The organism is Ekhidna sp. (genome assembly GCF_965227465.1).
In the GTDB taxonomy this organism is placed as follows: domain Bacteria; phylum Bacteroidota; class Bacteroidia; order Cytophagales; family Cyclobacteriaceae; genus Ekhidna.
The window spans coordinates 3,888,763-3,907,893 of record NZ_OZ245746.1 but is presented as its reverse complement, the minus strand read 5'-3'; the positions used below and the strand labels follow the sequence as shown (position 1 = coordinate 3,907,893).

Annotated in this window: 11 protein-coding genes; all 11 read left to right on the top strand. The window is 40.4% G+C overall.

Annotated elements, in window-relative coordinates:
• Positions 1–7: 7 nt before the first annotated feature.
• The 11 genes from tpiA to ACO05G_RS17155 all read left to right on the top strand — a co-directional run bounded on the left by tpiA (position 8) and on the right by ACO05G_RS17155 (position 19,120).
• Positions 8–772, top strand: a complete 765-nt coding sequence (tpiA, locus tag ACO05G_RS17205) for a triose-phosphate isomerase (protein ID WP_421763854.1) — start codon at positions 8–10, stop codon at positions 770–772.
• Positions 772–1,596, top strand: coding sequence for a 50S ribosomal protein L11 methyltransferase (prmA, locus tag ACO05G_RS17200; protein ID WP_421763853.1), 825 nt, complete (start codon positions 772–774; stop codon positions 1,594–1,596). The genes tpiA and prmA overlap by 1 nt, the downstream gene beginning before the upstream one ends.
• Before the next feature lie 54 nt (positions 1,597–1,650).
• The gene (locus tag ACO05G_RS17195; RefSeq protein WP_421763852.1) at positions 1,651–6,597 is read left to right on the top strand and encodes a hypothetical protein; all 4,947 of its coding nucleotides are present in this window, start codon (positions 1,651–1,653) and stop codon (positions 6,595–6,597) included.
• A gap of 323 nt (positions 6,598–6,920) precedes the next feature.
• Positions 6,921–8,288: a dipeptidase gene (locus ACO05G_RS17190; protein ID WP_421763851.1), complete on the top strand. Its 1,368-nt coding sequence runs from the start codon at positions 6,921–6,923 to the stop codon at positions 8,286–8,288.
• A gap of 2 nt (positions 8,289–8,290) precedes the next feature.
• On the top strand, positions 8,291–10,228 hold the full coding sequence (locus ACO05G_RS17185; RefSeq protein ID WP_421763850.1) for a thioredoxin family protein: 1,938 nt from the start codon (positions 8,291–8,293) through the stop codon (positions 10,226–10,228).
• Positions 10,229–10,246: 18 nt separating this feature from the next.
• A complete protein-coding gene (locus tag ACO05G_RS17180) occupies positions 10,247–11,548 on the top strand; it encodes a peptidoglycan DD-metalloendopeptidase family protein (RefSeq protein ID WP_421763849.1) in 1,302 nt (433 codons plus the stop codon).
• Between the two features lie 80 nt (positions 11,549–11,628).
• Positions 11,629–12,306, top strand: coding sequence for an OmpA family protein (locus ACO05G_RS17175; protein ID WP_348283136.1), 678 nt, complete (start codon positions 11,629–11,631; stop codon positions 12,304–12,306).
• Between the two features lie 10 nt (positions 12,307–12,316).
• Complete coding sequence (locus ACO05G_RS17170; protein WP_421763848.1) at positions 12,317–14,365, top strand: OmpA family protein; 2,049 nt, start codon at positions 12,317–12,319, stop codon at positions 14,363–14,365.
• Between the two features lie 61 nt (positions 14,366–14,426).
• Positions 14,427–15,827, top strand: coding sequence for an aldehyde dehydrogenase family protein (locus tag ACO05G_RS17165; RefSeq protein WP_421763847.1), 1,401 nt, complete (start codon positions 14,427–14,429; stop codon positions 15,825–15,827).
• Between the two features lie 3 nt (positions 15,828–15,830).
• Complete coding sequence (locus ACO05G_RS17160; protein ID WP_421763846.1) at positions 15,831–16,232, top strand: hypothetical protein; 402 nt, start codon at positions 15,831–15,833, stop codon at positions 16,230–16,232.
• Between the two features lie 74 nt (positions 16,233–16,306).
• Positions 16,307–19,120, top strand: coding sequence for an AsmA-like C-terminal region-containing protein (locus ACO05G_RS17155; RefSeq protein ID WP_421763845.1), 2,814 nt, complete (start codon positions 16,307–16,309; stop codon positions 19,118–19,120).
• The last annotated feature ends 11 nt before the right edge of the window (positions 19,121–19,131 follow it).

Sequence of the window (19,131 nt, the reverse complement as noted above, 5' to 3'; positions counted from 1 at the left end):
AAAAGGAATGAGAAAAAATATTGTAGCTGGAAACTGGAAGATGAATTGCTCCTTGCCGGAGGGTAAAAAACTTGCTTCAGAAGTAATTCATATGGTTCAAGACGAGGTTCAGAATATCACTCAGATAATTTTGATACCTCCATTTATTCACCTTACCGGAATTCACAGCTTAATAGGTTCTAGCAGTAATATATTTCTCGGAGCACAAAATTGCCATCAGGAAGCAAGCGGTGCTTTTACCGGCGAAGTATCTGCTGCAATGTTGGTCTCTTGTGGAGCCTCTCATGTGATACTGGGGCATAGTGAGCGTAGGGAGTATTTTAAAGAATCTGATGAGCTTCTGTCTACTAAAGTGAAGTTTGCATTAGACAATGGGCTGACTCCAATTTTCTGTTGTGGTGAAAAACTGGAGGTACGTGAAGCAGGAGATCATGAAAATCTCGTTGGGAGTCAGATAGAAGAAGCGCTTTTCGATCTTTCTGAAGAAGAAATTAAAAAAGTTGTCATTGCCTATGAGCCAGTCTGGGCAATTGGAACTGGTAAAACGGCCTCCGCAGAGCAGGCGCAAGAAATGCATGCGTTTATCCGTAATCAGATTGCTTTAAAATACACTCAGGAAGTAGCTGATGAGATCTCAATTTTGTACGGAGGGAGTGTCAAGCCGGAAAATGCAAGGGAGATTTTTTCTCAAGCGGATGTTGATGGCGGACTGATTGGTGGGGCCAGCCTTAAGTCACGTGACTTTACCAATATCGTTAAGGCTTTCGATTGATGGAATTCATTACCATCAAAGTATCCTGCTCTTCTGATCTAACCGATGTTTTGATTGCAGAGCTATTCGAAGTAGGATTCGATTCCTTTCAGGAATTTGATGATGGTTTCGAAGGTAGCTGCGATCAGTCACAATTTGAAGAAGCGAAGATTAAAGCTATTTTCACAAACTACAAAGATGTATCCTATGACATCAAAGAGCAGGAAAAAATAAATTGGAATGAAGAGTGGGAAAAGAATTATGATCCTATCATAGTTGGAAATAAATGCATTGTGAGAGCTTCATTTCATGAGCCTCAACCCCAATTTGAGTATGAAATAATTGTCACGCCTAAAATGTCATTTGGTACGGGTCATCATGCTACCACATATCAGGTGCTTGATTATCAAATGGACCTCAATCATTCTGATAAAAAAGTACTTGATGTAGGTACAGGCACAGGCATTTTGGCTATAATGGCAAAGAAAAGAGGTGCTGGGAAAATTACTGCGACGGATATAGATGATTGGTGCATAGAAAATAGTGAGGAGAATTTTTCGTTGAATCAAGTATCAGATGTGAGGTTAATTAAAGGTCAAATCTCAGAGGTTATTGAAAACGAATATGACATCATCATCGCTAATATCAACAAGAATGTGCTTCTAGATCAGATTGGGGAATATGCTTCCAGATTGAGGCAGGGTGGTGAACTAATTCTCAGTGGTTTTTATGATGACGATATTCCTGACCTTGAGGCAAAAGCCAATCATCACGGGTTTGAAAAAATGAAATCAACCACCCGAGATAAATGGGCAATGCTCGCTTTAAGAAAACTCTTCGTCTAAAAGAGTCGTCTAATTGACGTTACAGTGAGGACTTATAAATATCTTTATCGTTTGATGCGTACGCTCATATATTCATTTTTTGCAATTGTAGTATGTGCTACACCCTTGCATGCACAACGATATTCTGAAGACAAAACAGAATTTCGTCAGCAAGCTATTGCGAGATTGAAATCAATTGGAACCGAATCTGCTAATAAAATAGCATTCGATTTTCAAAATGCCTGGGATGGGAAGTTTACTTCCGATCAACAAGACAGGGCGCATAAGATTGCATTGACTATGCAAAAAAAAGGGTATCAATTTTATCCTTACTACTATCATTTCTTTACCTACCTCGCATACTCTGTCACACAGGAGAACCTTCAAAGAGACCAGTTAGATAAAGTATTAGAAATAAACGAACAGGTTGTTCATACCTTGAGTAAATCGGAATATAAAGATTTCCTTTTTGGGCTCAACATTTATTTTGCGAGGCGTTACCTAAGTCTGGACAAAAATCTTGTGGTGCAGGCACCTGAAGGGTCGTATGAATTCAGATTATTGGATGAATACATTATGCTCGAGGAGCCAGAGGAAGAAATAAATGAAGCAGATACGGCTACATTGATCACTGAAGAAGAAATGCCGGTAATTATAGAAGACAATACCTCTACCGATAGCTGGGGTGATGACAACTGGGATAGCAATGACGATTGGGGGAGTAATGATGACTGGGGAAGTTCAGATGATGATTGGGGGAGTGACGATTCATGGGGTGATGACAGCTGGGGTGATTCGGATGACTCGTGGGGAAGCAGCAACGACAGTTGGGGCGATTCATGGGGAAGTGAAACTGAAGAAACCGTTGAAGAGGCCCCTGTGGCAGTTAGACCTAGTTATGCTGCTTCAGAACCAGATTATCTGAAACTTAAGCAGTATCAATACATTCACCCGAAAGCTGAAGGACCGGTTATTGAGGTTAAGAATACACGATTGGTATTAGTAACTCCATTCGATTCGCTAAGAATTAAAAGTGTTAATGGCACATTCCTACTTAAAAACCGAACATTAACGGCAGAGCAAGGATCACTAGAATGGCCTGCTTTAAATACTAAGTTCCGGGGAGCTGTTGTGCAGTTAAAAGAATTTCACCTTAAGAAAGATCACTCCGATTTTTGGACTCCAAATGCGACGCTACAGTTTTCAGATCTTACAGGAGAAGGTCAAATTGAGGGGGTATTTGAATACAAAAGTACTCCTCGACCAAAGAGGGCATTGAATGAATATCCGATTTTCACTTCCAATGAGGCTAACGCGACAGTCAATCTTCCTGATGACAAATTAAGTTATACTGGCGGCATTCAGCTGAGGGGAAACCAATTGTACGGTAAGTCTATTTCCCGTGAGGCTGGCACTTTGCAAATCAAAGACGGTAAGGGTAATACTGTGCTTCTAAAATCTAAAGAATTTTTTCTCGGGGATTCTTTGGTTTCAATGAATAGTGGGTCTTTCACGCTCTTACATGGCAGTGATTCGATCGTTCACAAATCAGTGCGAGCAAAATATGACATAAATACACGGGAACTATTGGTCTTGAGGAACTCATCTCTTACCCCTTTCAAATCGACATACTTCGATGTAATTATGAACGTGGACCTAATCACCTGGAGTATGAGTAAGGATTCAATTGCTCTTGAAATAATGAATGGGAAAGACTTACTGCCCGCCTCTTTTGAGTCAGAAGATTTCTTCGATTTGGTTCGTTATGAAAAGATCGCCAGATTCCTCGATTTTCATCCTATAAATGCCACTGTCTTTTACTCCAGAAAGTATGGCATTGAAGAGTTTTATGTGGGTGAGTTGGCCATGGAATATAACATAGATGAACGATTTGCGCAGGGAGCTGGAAAAATTCTTTCCCAGTACGGATTTGCTGATTACAATGCAACTACCGGCCTATTGAAACTGTATCCAAAAGCTTTTTTGTACTATGATGCTTCTGCCAAGAAAGTCGATTTTGATAATTTGATGATCCCATCTAAAATCCAAAATGGATCAAATGCCCACCTGTTACTAGATAGCGGACAACTAAAGATTCGCGGTGTTAGAAGGTTCTATTTGACCACTGATTTCAAAATCTATGCGGAACCAGGGGATAGCACAGTTACACTCCTTAAAGGACGAAATGTTGAATTTGATGGAATGATGCACGCGGGTGACTTCCAGTACAAAGGGGTCGGCCATCAATTTGATTATGAGGAATTCATTGTCAACATGCCCCAAATAGACTCCTTGCGGTTGACCGTGCCTATGCAAGACTCTACAAGAGAAGATGGTGGGGTTGAGCTGGTAGCTCTTAAAAATGAATTAACCGAAACCTCTGGAACTTTATATATTAACAGTAGCAACAATAAATCCGGAAAAGATGAAAACAGAAGGTATCCTTACTTTAATTCGGACAGTGAGGCTATCGTGTATTTCGATGGAAAAGAAGTATTGAATGGTGCATATGATAAGTCTGTAAGGTTTATCATTCCGCCGTTTGAAGTAGATAGCTTGGAAGGAAAAGATGGTGAAAGTATCAGCTTCGAAGGAACGTTTAATTCCGGAGGGATATTCCCAACTTTTCCAGAAACACTGCATATCCAGGAGGATCGGTCCTTAGGTTTTACTCATCAGATCCCAACAGAGGGATACAGCTTATATGGGACCGAAGCGAAAACTTACGAAGAGATCAGTTTAAGTAACAAAGGAATGAGAGGGTATGGGCAAATTGACTTTCTGACCACAACCATTTACTCAGATGATTTTATCTACTATCCGGATTCCGTTTCGACAGATGGTTCCGGCGGAGTAATTTCTCCAGGAAATTATAAAGGAGCGAGCTATCCGGAGGCTGTTTTGGGCGCATACGATATGTACTGGCTTCCAAGAAAAGATAGTATGTATTTGCGAACAGTGGGAGAACCTTTTAAATTCTATAACTCAACCGCTGAGCTTGAAGGCTTTGCCAATATCACCACAAATGGTGTGTATGGTGGTGGTACCATGCTAACTCGTGGTTCCAAGGCTGAATCAAATGAATTGAGCTTTAAAGAATTGGAATATGGAGCTCGTCATGCACAATTCCAGGTTCTTACGGATGATCCGGAAAAGCCTGCCATGGCTGGAGATGATATCCGTCTAGATTTTGATCTCACCAGCAATACCGCCGCAATCCGACCAGAGAAAGTCGGTGTGGCTGCCATCTCTTTCCCTTATGCACAGATGAAAACTTCCATTACGGAGGCAATATGGGACTTGGAAGACTCCATTGTGACGATGATAAAACCAGATAACATTCCCATTGAAGACTCTTACTTCTACACGACACTAGATGACTTAGACTCACTTGCCTTTAGTGGTGAAAAAGCCATTTATGATATAAATACCCAGGAACTGAATGTACAAGGCATTCCGTATATAATCGTGGCTGACTCCAAAATAATACCGGAAGGAAATGAAACGACCATTCTTGCCAATTCTGTCTTGCAAAAATTCAACAATGCACAAATCATCATTGATACATTGAATGGTTATCACTATCTGGATCGTGCAAATATCAGAGTCATTTCCAGGTTAAAGTTTGAAGGGAATGCATTCTACCAACAAATTATTGGCACAGATACTTTTGACATCCGCTTCGATAGTTTTGAGCTCCAAGAAGTACCTGTTGGCGAGCCGGATAGAAAAGGAAATTATGAAACACGTTTGATGACTGTATCTGGTGGCGAAGTTTTAGAAAATCAAAACCTGATAATTTCTCCGGGATTCTTTTATAAAGGATCAGTTACGATGTATGCCTCTAAACCGGCGCTTGAAGCTGATGGGTATATAAAACTGATGCTGAACGACCCTGATTACAATCATTGGGTTGAATTCAAACGAACCGAAGGTGAAAGAGATGTTCAGCTGTCCTTTGATAATGCGCTATTAGAAGGTGGAGAGAGGGTCTACGCCGGAATACATACAAATGTCCGTGATGAACTCTATACAACTTTTGTAGAACCAAAAGCTGCAGGGTCTGATACCGACTTTTTCAACGCCAGTGGCATTTTGACTTTCACTGACTCTATCCAGACCTACCGAATCGAAAATCCAGATAAAACTACAGGGCTATCTTATCAGGGGCATACCATGATTTATATGGATAGCTCCAAATCAATTGTCTTTGAAGGCAAAGCAAACTTCATCAGTCCACTTAATGAGCAAGTAAAAGTAGAGGCCTCTGTACTAGGAGTCGGAAACAAGGAAAGCAATGAATATACCGCAGACGCGATGTTTGCGATGGACTTTCCTGCTCCGGATGGGGCCTTTGAAATTATGGCCGCCGACTTAATTGAAATTATTGAACGAATCGGTCCTCCGTTAGCAAATGATATTTCTCTGGAGTTGCTTTATAAACTCGCAAACCTGACGAATGATGCAACGGCAAAACTATATGAACAGTCGAGCCTAAAAGACTACACCGCGCTTGGTTCAGTTTCGAAAGAACTACAGCGTCAACTTTTCATTTCAGGGGTAAAAATGAAATGGAATTCCGAACAAAAGGCCTGGCACAATACTACCAAGCTGGCCATTTCAAATATTTATGAAAATGACCTCAATGCGAAGCTTGACGGTTTTCTTGAAATAAAGAAAGATGAATCGGGAGCTGAAGTTGTCAACCTGTTCATTCAGGCCGCTCCAGGCATCTGGTACTACATTGGTTATACGTTCAACCAGCTTATACTTTACTCTTCGAATTCAGAATTCAACGAACTGATCAAATCAAAATCGAATGCCGAAAATTCCAAACCTGGTGAATTAATAATTGGGGTAGGTGATACCAATGAAACACTTGGCTTTATCAATGCTTTCCGAGAAACCTATTTCGGAATCAAAGAGCCTTACAACCTGGTATCTCCTGATGAGATCAACGTCGAAGATGAAAACTTTGATACAATAGAAGAGGATGATGACGATGGGTTTGGTTTTGAGTAGCTATTGATCTGGGGATGGTGGAGGACAAATGTCCGCCATTTTAAACCTCCAATCATAACCGTTATGCTGGTCCACATCTAATTTCGCACATTCACTTTCAGTTCTCCGCCCGATGCATTTTACAAAGATGCCTTCCTCATCATATGAACTACACGTCCCAATTTCTTCCTCTGTATCACAGGAAAATAGAATAAAAGCTAAGATAAGAATGATAGTAACTCTCACCTATTAAAGATATACCTTTTGAATCATGCCCTGCATTGAAACGATTATTATATGGATTGCTACATTTCATGAATTAAGTTTGCCACAAAAAACATCCCATGAGTGCTATATCCTACATTGAAGAAAATAAAGAGCAATTTCTCAACGAGCTTCTTGAGCTACTTCGAATCCCTTCGGTAAGTGCCGACTCTAAATTTGCCGGCGATGTAAGAAATGCTGCCGAATACCTGAAAGAGCGTTTCAAAGACCTGGGCACTCATGTCGAAATCTGTGAAACTGCCGGATATCCTATAGTCTACGCTGAGCACATCAAAGATCCCAACCTTCCAACTGTTCTTGTTTACGGACATTATGACGTGCAGCCTGCTGATCCTTTGGAGCTTTGGGACTCTCCTCCATTTGAGCCGGTAGTAAAAAACGAAAAAATTTACGCCAGAGGATCTGCGGATGACAAAGGTCAAATGTACATGCACGTAAAAGCGTACGAAGCTTTAATCAAAACCGATAGCCTTCCCTGCAATGTCAAATTCATGATTGAGGGAGAAGAGGAAGTAGGGTCTGAAAACCTTGAAATATTCGTTAGAGGCAATAAGGAAAAATTGGCTGCTGATGTAATTCTAATTTCTGATACGTCAATTCTTAGCAACGATACACCGTCCATAACCGTAGGGTTGAGAGGACTCAGCTACCTGGAAGTAGAAGTAACCGGACCTAATAGAGACCTGCATTCAGGAACATACGGCGGAGCAGTAGGAAACCCGATTAATACCCTTTGCCAAATGATCGCCTCACTGCAAAATGAGAAAGGAGAGATTACCATCCCTGGATTTTATGATAAAGTTGAAGCCCTCTCTGATGAATATCGGGAAAAAATGAATCAAGCACCTTTTGATCTTGATGCATACAAAAAACATTTGGATATCAAGGCAGTAAAAGGAGAGGAAGGATATACAACCATCGAGCGAACAGGTATCAGACCAACCCTTGATGTAAACGGAATCTGGGGAGGCTACATCGGTGAAGGAGCGAAAACCGTTCTCCCATCGAAGGCTTATGCCAAGATTTCCATGCGCCTGGTTCCCAATCAGGACAGTAAAGAAATCACGGAGCTTTTTTCTAATCATTTTCAAAGTATTGCCCCGGTTCATGTAACTGTGGACGTAACACCACATCATGGAGGTGAGCCATCAGTAATTCCAACCGACTCTGTTGGCTATAAAGCAGCCTCCAAAGCGATGGAAAAAACATGGGGTAAAGAGCCAATCCCTACAAGAGAAGGAGGTAGTATTCCTATTGTTGCCCTCTTCCAGGACGTCCTTGGATTGGATTCCATTTTAATGGGATTCGGACTTAATGAAGATGCAATCCATTCACCCAATGAGAGCTACGGGCTTTTCAATTATTACCGAGGGATTGAAACGATTTCTCATTTCTATCAGTTTTTCACAGATATGTCAAAATCATAGCAATGAAGAAGGTCCTATTTCTATCTCTTTTCATCCTGACCACTCTTTCAGGTTTTGGTCAGATTTTCAGACCCATCAGCTGGGAGGTTGAACTTTCTGAAACTTCTCCGGAAGTAGGTGATGAGATTGAAATACGTTTCAAGGCAAAAATTGAAAAAGACTGGTACCTCTACTCTTCTGATTTTGATCCTGATCTGGGCCCGATGGTCACTGAGTTTGAGTTTGAAGAAAATGATAGCTATGAACTTATTGGTAATATCCAGCCCATAGATGCCAGGAAGAAATATGATTCGATTTGGGAGGGAGAATACACGTACTTCAAAAAAGAGGGGCTTTTCATTCAAAAGGTCAAAATTCTAAAAGCAGATTTTCAGGTTGCCGGAATATATACGTATCAGGTATGCTCGGATGTAGATGGAAAGTGTATTCCTTTTGACGATGAGTTTTCACTATCAAATGCATCCAAAAAGTCCGGAGGTTTAAAAAAAAAGACTGAACCGGAGCAAGGAGGAAGCCTTTGGTCCATTTTGATTACTGCTTTTTTAGCAGGGCTTGTGGCACTGCTTACTCCCTGCGTATATCCGATGATACCAATTACAGTATCTATTTTCCTTAAGCAGAGCAAGTCAAGAAAAGAAGGAATAGGTAAGGCACTGATCTATGGTGCATCCATTATCATATTCTTCAGTTTACTCGGTTTTTTGATTTCCTTCATATGGGGATTCACCGCACTGAATGAATTAAGTACGCATTGGTTGTTTAACCTGATCATCTTTTCTGTTTTTATCCTTTTTGCCCTCTCCTTCTTTGGGCTATTTGAAATTACACTTCCTTCCGGGCTGGTCACCAAAATAGATCGTCAAGCAGATCGTGGTGGCTTGATTGGAATATTTTTTATGGCAATCACACTGGTGTTGGTCAGTTTTTCCTGCACATTTCCGATTGTGGGTACAGCCCTGATCAACACATTGAGTGGAGGTAGTATTTTAGAAGGCACCACCGCTATGTTTGGTTTCTCGCTGGCCTTTGCCATTCCTTTTACAGGCTTTGCCATATTTCCTGCATGGCTAAAATCAATGCCAGAATCAGGAGGTTGGCTCAACTCCGTAAAAGTGGTCCTTGGATTTTTAGAGTTGGCACTAGCGCTCAAATTTTTAAGCGTAGCAGATTTGGCCTATCACTGGGGCCTCCTCGACCGTGAAGTATTTATAGCACTTTGGATTGCCATATTCGGGCTCCTTGGACTTTACCTCATCGGAAAACTGAAACTAAAAAGCGATTCTGACTCTGATAAAATTTCAGTCGCACGGTTAATACTGGGTGTTGCCACCTTTGCATTTGTCATCTCCCTTATCCCTGGTTTGTGGGGTGCTCCTTTGAAATCCCTTTCTGGGTTTCTTCCCCCAATGTCTACGCATAACTTCAACTTGTTGCAACAAGATGCAGGTGGAAATACCTGTGAAGAACCAAAGTATGCCGACATTTTACATTGGCCTCATGGCTTAAGTGGTTATTTTGATTATGATCAGGCATTGGCATGTGCCAAAGAACAAGGGAAACCCATTTTTATAGACTTCACTGGTCATGGATGTGTAAACTGTCGCGAAATGGAGCAACGTGTCTGGTCGGATCCTGCCGTACTGAAAAGACTTAGTAATGACTTTGTGTTGGTGGCATTATATGTGGATGACCGCACAATGCTTTCAGAAAATGAGTGGTTCAAATCCTCCTACGATGGAAAAACCAAAAAAACCATTGGACAGCAAAACGCTGACTTTCAAATCACCCAATTCAACAACAACGCTCAACCATTTTACGTGATTCTAAACGAGGATGAGGAACTTCTGATAGCACCAAAGGCATACGATCTGCGCGTATCCGCATTTGTTGATTTTCTTGATAAAGCATTGAAAAACCATCGAAAAAACGCAGTTTTGTAGCGTCATCAAGCTAATTAAATGAGAAGAACGAGAATTTGGCTCGTAATAACCGGGGTTACTGTTGCCCTAATTTTCGCACTATACCTTAAAGCTCCATTTACAGAGCCGAAAGAAGTAGTTGTCGACATTGAAGTTGACTCATCTTTCTTTCATCTACCTACCTTATACTATGGATATCCCATTGATTCATTTGATGTAGTTAAAGGAAAGGTGAGGTGGAATCAAAATCTCTCCGAGATTTTATCGGCATTCAATATTTCATTTCAAGACATTCATACCCTGGCAAAAAATGCGAAAGAAGTCTATGACGTTAGAAAGCTTAAAGCAGGTTCTAACTACTCCATTATTCTTGATAGAGATACTTTGAGAACCGCACGTCAATTCATTTTTGAACCCTCCCCCACAGAGTATGTGGTATATAATTTAAAAGATTCCATTTTTGCTAAACTGGAGCAGAAGCCAGTTAAAATCGCTGAAAGGGCCATTGCGGCAGAAATTAACTCCTCACTCTATGCTTCTCTAATGGATGAAGGTGCTTCTCCTTTACTAGTACATCCCCTTGTAGATGTTTTTGCCTGGCAGGTAGATTTCTTTAGAATCGCTCAGGGAGACAAGTTCAAAGTAATTTACGATGAGCAGACCGTTGATGGGAAAATTGTTGGAATTGGAGATATTAAAGCAGCCTACTTTGAACATTGGGGGAAGCCATATTATGCAATCCCGTATCAGACGGCCGAAAAAGTCGATTTTTTTGACGAGGAAGGGAATAGTCTTCGTAAGACACTACTAAAAGCTCCATTGAAGTATGATAGAATCAGCTCCAAGTATTCACTAAGAAGGTTTCATCCAGTCCAGAAAAGATATAAAGCTCATCTTGGTACAGACTATGCTGCAAGAACAGGGACCCCAATTCAAACGGTTGGGGACGGATTAGTTCTTGAGGCAAAATATCATGGAGGAAATGGTAATTATGTGAAGATCAAACATAACAGCAACTATACCACACAATACCTTCATATGTCAAAAATTGCTCGGGGGATTCGTCCAGGAGTAACCGTGAAACAGGGACAAATAATAGGGTATGTAGGCAGTACAGGATTAGCTAATGGTCCACACCTATGCTACAGATTCTGGAAAAATGGGCGTCAGGTAGATGCTTTAAAAGTAGATATCCCTTCGTCGAGTGGTATTGATGCCGCTTACCTAAAAGAATTTAGGGTCGTTGGAGATTCTATTAAGTCGGTATTAGATGGCATAGAGTTGGTATCTAAGGAATCTTTACTTGCAAAAATTCCAAAAAAAGAACAAGATAATCCGTAGCTCTCAATCAAATCCACAGAACTATTCTTTAGTTTTTGCATTTATTTACGTTATTTTGACCTAAATCATCCAAAATTCACATGCGAAAAATATATTCGTTAGCCTTTTTTTCGCTCGTTTTATTTACCACCACACACGCCCAGGTTACTAATGATACCTTAGTGCTTGTTTATGGTAAGATGCTAAAGGCTTCAGATTCTACGCCAGTGGCGGGAAATATACTTTATGAAAAGCTCCCGTATTATGATGATATGGGCATGGCCCCTACTCAAGTAGATGGTAGTTATGAAATTCAACTGATTAAGGGAAAGACCTACAACTTCTCAGTAAAGAAGGGCGGTTACAAACCTTACCAGCAAGAAGTCAAAGTTTTAGGTAACCAAACACATGATATCTACATCGCTGAAGATGTGGTAGAATTACGAAAACTGGAAAACCTCATCTTCGCTAGGGGAAGTGACCGAATTTCATCAAGTTCTTTCATGGAGCTAAATGAGTTGGCTACCTGGCTGAATGCAAATCCTTCAATCGTTATTCAACTAGAAGGTCACACCGATTTTGCTGGTAATCCCGACGCAAACATGAGACTCTCGGAGGCACGAGTAATAGCAGTTCAAGAATATCTTATTGATCAAAAGGTCAAAAAGAGCAGAATCTTCACAAAAGCTTTTGGCGGTACTCAACCAATAACTCAAGATCGATCAGATGAAGCAAAAGCGCTAAACAGACGTGTTGAAGTTAGAGTTATCCGTCGTTAATAAAAGACTTATGAAAAAAATATCCTTAATCATACTCGCTTTGCTGGTCTTCCAAACAGCAAAATCACAAGAAACAGTGGCTTGGGGTACACAAGTTGTTGATGTATCATCCGAGTATTCGCCATATGAGTTCTCTGCAATCCAAACACTGCATAGGCCAAATGTTCTTCCAAACGGAGGTGAAAATCCAAATGCATGGAGGCCGAAGAGTACGAACAAAGAAGAGTTTATAATGGTATCATTCCAAACACCAATAAAGGCAAAACAAGTAGCTATTGCAGAGTCTGAAAATCCGGGTGCTGTAAAAGCTGTTTACGGTTATGATAGTGAATACAATGAGTATACGTTATTTGAACTTACTGCCAGAGATCTTCCAATTGAGTCAAGATTGCTTAATCTGTTCTTTGAAGAAACATCATATAAGATTTATGCGGTACGTGTAGTTTTAGATTGTAGTGTCTCTGATGGATATAATGCAATCGATGCAATCGGAATCTCAGCTTCAAACATTCCGATAAATGTGCTTTTGAACTTGGCGCCTGGGGTAAACAGTGCGGTAGATGCTGAAAAATTAAGCACCAACGTAAATAGTGATTACGTTGAGCACAGTCCTATCATCTCACCGGATGGCAAAAAACTTTATTTCTCCAGACAGTTTCATCCCGACAATGTGGGTGGCGTTAATGACGCGGAGGATATTTGGGTGTCAGAGTTAGACGAGGAAACTGGCGAATGGCTTCCGGCCAGAAATGTGGGACCCCCACTAAATACCAAGGGACCAAACTTCATCAGCTCTATCAGTATGGTTGGCGGAAAAGAAGTTTTAATCTTAGGAAATAGATATGGCAAAAAAGGTCGAATGTATACTGGAGTTTCAACAGCTACAAGAGAGGGAGATACGTTCTCTGAGCCAGTCCCTATTGAGATTGAAAATGAATATAACTACTCTCCAAATGCTGATTTCTTCTTAGCCCCAGGGGGAAAAGCCATGATCATGTCTGCAGAACGAGATGACACCTATGGATCTAGAGATTTATATGTGTCCTTCAAAAAAAATGATGGAACATGGTCAGAGCCACGAAATTTGGGTAACGATATAAACACACTTGGTGAAGATGAGTCACCATTTATGGCTGATGATGGTAAGACATTGTATTTTTCCTCAGATGGTTACACTGGATATGGAGGAGCAGACATTTATGTCTCATTCAAACTGGATGATACGTGGAAAAGGTGGTCTGAGCCAGAAAACCTTGGGCCTGGTATAAATAAGGAAGGCAATGATGAGTATTTCAGTATCCCTTCTAGTGGTCAAAACCTATATTTTACACGTGGTGAAAAAGGTGAAGACACTGATATATTTAGTTTCAAAGTAGAAGATCTGTTTGTAGATCAGGTATCTCCATTGGTATCGTCTGTAGAACACCTCATGGATTCAGAAGTAATTGTGACTGTTTCCGGTACCGTATTAGATGCTAAAACAGAAAAACCGGTAGATGGAGCTACTCTCCTAATCGAAAGACTGCCTGATGGCTTAGATATTGGTCATGCTGCCACAGATACGACGGGTACGTTCAAATTCACTGTACAAGGTGGCTGGCAGTATGGATTGGTTGGAGAGGCAGAGGGCTACATTTCAGAGACAGAGCGGTTAGATTTTATCGAGCTTAAAAAATCAGATACCGTAGAAAAGTTGATCCGAATTTTCCCTATACAGAAAGGTGAGACCATCGAGCTGAAGAATATCTTCTTTGATTTCAATAAGTGGGATTTAAAAACTGCCTCTTATCCTGAGCTTAACAGAGTATTGGAATATTTGCAAGACGGGACTATCGAAAAGATTCTTATCTCAGGTCATACAGATAGCGTAGGTGATCCGGATTATAACATGAGTTTGTCTGGAAAACGTGCTAAGTCTGTGATGGATTATTTCATTAAGAATGGAATAAGAAGAGATCGAATTGCGTACAAAGCCTTGGGTGAGTCACAACCAAAAGTTCCTAATGATACCCCCGAAAATCGCCAGAAAAACAGACGTGTAGAATTTCAAATTCAATAGACAAGCATTTTTTATGAAATTTGAAGTCAGCTTTCGAGCTGACTTTTTTTATTTTTAACCTATGGATACAGCTACAAAATCGCATATTCGTGACCTATTTGAACAAGTAAAAACACACGCTTTAACCCTTAGACAAGGGACCGTATCTGATAGAAAAAAGCAACTGAAAAGGCTTGAGAGTTGGATACTTAACCATCGCGGAGAAATCCATGAAGCTGTATATAAAGACTTGCAAAAGCCAGCGCAAGAAACGGATGTTACAGAAGTTTTTGTGGTATTATCCGAAATCAGAAAGGCATCCAAAAACCTTAAGTCCTGGATGATGTCAAAGCCTGCGGCAAGCAGCATAACCTATATTGGCACTAAGGCTTATACACATTATGAACCGAAGGGTGCATGTTTGATAATTGCTCCATGGAATTATCCATTTCAATTAGCCGTGGGCCCTTTGGTGTCAGCAATTGCTGCTGGTAATACCGCGATTATAAAACCATCTGAATTCTCAGAAAACACCTCTGAGCTAATATTAAAAATGTGTGCTGAAATTTTCAGGCCTGAAGAAGTGTCTGTTGTATTGGGCGCTGTTGACGAATCAAAAGAGCTGCTTACCCTTCCTTTTGATCATATTTTCTTTACTGGCAGTCCGCAAGTTGGAAAAATTGTGATGGAAGCTGCCGCGAAACATTTAACCTCAGTCACGTTGGAGTTGGGTGGAAAATCTCCCACTATTGTTGACCAAAGTGCCAACATCAAAGATGCTGCAAAAAAGATCGCCTGGGGAAAGTGGTTAAATGCCGGCCAGGTCTGTATTGCCCCTGACTATCTGTTTGTGCACGAAGATGTAAGAGAGAGGCTAGTTGAAGAGTTGGTCATTCAATCTGAGAAGCTATATGGAAACAAAGAAACATATGGTGCACTTATCAGCCGACACCACCACAACAGAATAAACGACCTGATGGCAGACGCTATTGATAAGGGAGCAGATATCGAATTTGGAGGAAAATCTGATCGGGACAATCTTCGATTTACGCCAACCCTTCTATCAAATGTATCGAAAGAATCACGTATTATGGAAGAAGAGATTTTTGGTCCCATACTGCCACTTCTCACTTATCAGAATATTGATGAAGTGATCAACTTTATCAATCTAAAACCTAAGCCTCTTTCCTTATATGTTTTCTCTGCTAAAAATTCCATTATTAAAAAGGTCAAAAAAGAAACAAGTGCTGGAATGATGACAATTAATGATGTTGTTTTGCAATTTGCACATCCGAACCTTCCTATTGGTGGTGTAAATAATAGTGGAATTGGTAAAGCCCACGGTCATGCTGGTTTCATCGCCTTTTCAAATGAAAAAGCAATCGTTAAACAGCGAGTTGGTTTCACCATGGCCAAAACCGTCTATCCGCCATATTCAAATATCAAAAAGTTTATGATTGATTTCATGGTTAAGTATTTTTGAGACGTGAAAAAATTACTCTTTATACTTCTGGCATTCGTCATTGCATGTAGTACTCCCTCGGGCGAAGAAGATTCCAAACGTCCTTCTGATTGGAAAGGAACTTGGAAAGCCGAATGGGAAACTCCACCTGAATCATATCCCGGGATTGAAGACATGGAATTCTATATGCAAGGAAGATTCATATTTTCTGACGACAGTCTGACGAAAGTAGTCTACGGATATCCAGGCTGTATTTTTGCGATTGATACCTTATCTCATACGCAATCCTGGTATGTGTCAAATGACACGCTTTTCCTTCTTAATAATTCAGCGGGCACAGGTATGACCTATAAAGTGGCATCAAAATCACAGGACCGAATCAGGCTTCAGCTCATGGACGATATTTTCGTTACGTTGAGTAAATAGTCTTCTATTAAAAATCCTTCACTGCTTACGAGTTGGTAACTATTCTATTTAATTTGGTAGAAAATTAATCTATCATGAAGAAGGTTTTTATCATACTTGGTGGTCTTGTAGTTATTCTAATTGCAGCAATTATCGTTCTTCCCATCATTTTCAAAGATGATATTCAAAAAGCTTTGGATGCTTCCATGGCTGAAAGCCTGAACGCAAGAGTGTTCTACGACATTGACAAGTTTGAACTTTCATTGATCCGGAACTTTCCTGATATCACAGTGAGTATGGGTGATTTTGGAATCGTTGGCGTTGAAGAGTTTCAGAATGACACGCTAGCCTCCGTTGGTACTTTTTCAGTTACTGTAGACTTAATGTCTGCGATCAGCGGTGATCAGATTATTGTTGAAGAAATTCTTCTGGATAAGCCTAAAATAGTGGTATTGGTATTGCCTGACGGAAGCGCCAACTATGATATAGCCAAAGAAAGTACGGAAGAGCCAATTGATGACTCATCCGATGAGTCAAGTGCAGATGGAGGTAGTGTTAATGTAGGGATTGAAAATTGGAGCATTAAAAACGGTGATATAACCTATAAAGATCAATCTATTGGGTTTTATTCCACACTCTTTGGTTTCAATCACGAAGGCTCTGGTGATTTCACACTAGATGTTTTCGATATGAATACACGCACTACCGTTGATGCCGTCTCATTAGGTTTTGATGGAGTTGAATATATTTCAGATAAAACACTAGAGCTCGATGTGAATCTGAACATGGATATGAATCAAATGAAATTCACATTCATGGATAATCGGATTGCGGTTAATCAATTTGCCATGCAAGCGGATGGTTTTGTTAGCATGCCTGGTGGTGATATAAATATGGACATTACGTTTGGAGGAAAGGACATAAGCCTCACTAGTCTTTTGTCCCTTATTCCCGGCGTTTATCAGGAATATCTAGATGGTGTCACTGCTGGTGGTCAGCTGGGATTCAACGGCTCTGTAAAAGGTGTTTTTAATGATACATCCATGCCTGCTGTAGCGGCCAGTCTATCGGTAAACGATGGCAAAATTAGCTATGCTGAATTCAATATACCTATTGAGGATATCAATATAGCCACCAGCTTTAATTATCCGTCTGCTGACCTGACGAAAACAAGTTTCAATATTGATAACTTCTCTATGCTCGTTGATGGGGAGTCTGTTTCTACTTATTTGAAATTCAAAAATCTTGAAAACTACCAGTGGGATTTTGGATTTAAGGGGAATGCAGACCTGGAAAAAATCACAAAAGTAGTTCCCATGGAGGGCATGACTCTAGTAGGAAAAATCAATGCTAAATTGAAGAGTTCGGGTCAAATGGCAGATGTTGAGGCAGGCAAGTATGCAAATCTACCTACATCTGGAAGTATTACAATTAATGATTTTCTTTTTGAAAGTGAGGATCTTCCGCAAGGCTTCAGCATTTCCAGAGCCAATCTAACAGCAAGTCCATCTGAAATTAACCTATCAGAGTTTACCGCAAAGTCAGGAAATTCTGATTTTAGTCTGACAGGAAATATTTCCAACTTCCTTGGATTTGCACTCTCAGAAAATGAAGTCCTGAGAGGTAAGCTTGATTTTACTTCTCAACTCATTGATATAAATGAACTACTTCCAGAGGAAAGTATGGAAGAAGAAGTTCAAGAAGATACTTCCGCACTCGAAGTGATTAAAATTCCTGAGAATATTGATTTTACACTAACCTCCTCTATTGATAAAATCGCATACTCTGATATGCCGATAACCAATTTTAAAGGGGTTGTACTCATTAAGGATGGCGCGATCATTCTCGACAAAAACAATTTTAATCTCCTTGAGGGAAGTTTTGAGATGACCGGCTCATATGTGACAAAAGATCTGGATAAACCAAAATACGATCTCGGATTTAAAGTAAGTGATCTGTCAATAGCAAGCGCATTCTCAACATTCGAAACGATCAAAAACTATGTGCCAATCGCAGAACAAGTAACTGGCAGGTTCTCAGCAGATTTCAATGCTGTTGGAAACCTGGGAAAAGATATGATGCCATTGATGGAAGAAATGAACCTAAATGGGTTGGTAAATATTGCACAAGCAAGCTTGGAGAAAGGGCTGTTTATAGAAAAACTATCTGCAGTTACTGCACTTAAAAGTGGAGCTAGTTCTCAACCAGCAAAAAAAATAACAATTAGTGATGTGCTGATTCAAACGGAAATTAAAGATGGCACATTATTCGTTGAGCCATTTGAATTAAATGTTGGCGGACAAAACGCAGTTGTTGGCGGTAGTAACACCCTTGATGGAAGCCTTGATTACTCGATGCTCCTAAAAGACATCCCTACAGGACAAATAGGGAGCGCTTTGAATAGTGCCATTGGCTCTTTAACAGGAGGTAAAAAATTGATCGCTGATAAGATCAACCTCAATATCGGGATAGGAGGAACCACAGATGATCCAGCTGTAAAGTTGTTGGGTACAAGTAATGCCTCAGGAAGCGAGACCTCCGCTACCACCGACTTCAAAAAGACACTCAATTCAAAAGTGGATGAGAAAAAAGAAAAAGCGGAAGCCGAATTAGAAAAAAAGAAAGAGGAGCAAAGACAAAAAATAATGACGGAGGCCCAGGCTCAGGCTCGGAAAATAAGAGAAGATGGAAAAGCAACAGCTGATAAAATGAGAGAAGAGGGATATGCCGCTGCGGACAAGTTAATTGATGAAGCCGGGTCTAATCCAATCAAAAAGAAGCTAGCCCAGGAAGCTGCAAAGAAACTGAGATCAGAGACAGATGAAAAAGCAGATAAAATCGAAGCTGAAGCTAATCAAAAGGCTGATAAATTGATCGAAAAGGCACAGGGGAAAGCCAATGAAATATAGATTGTATACTT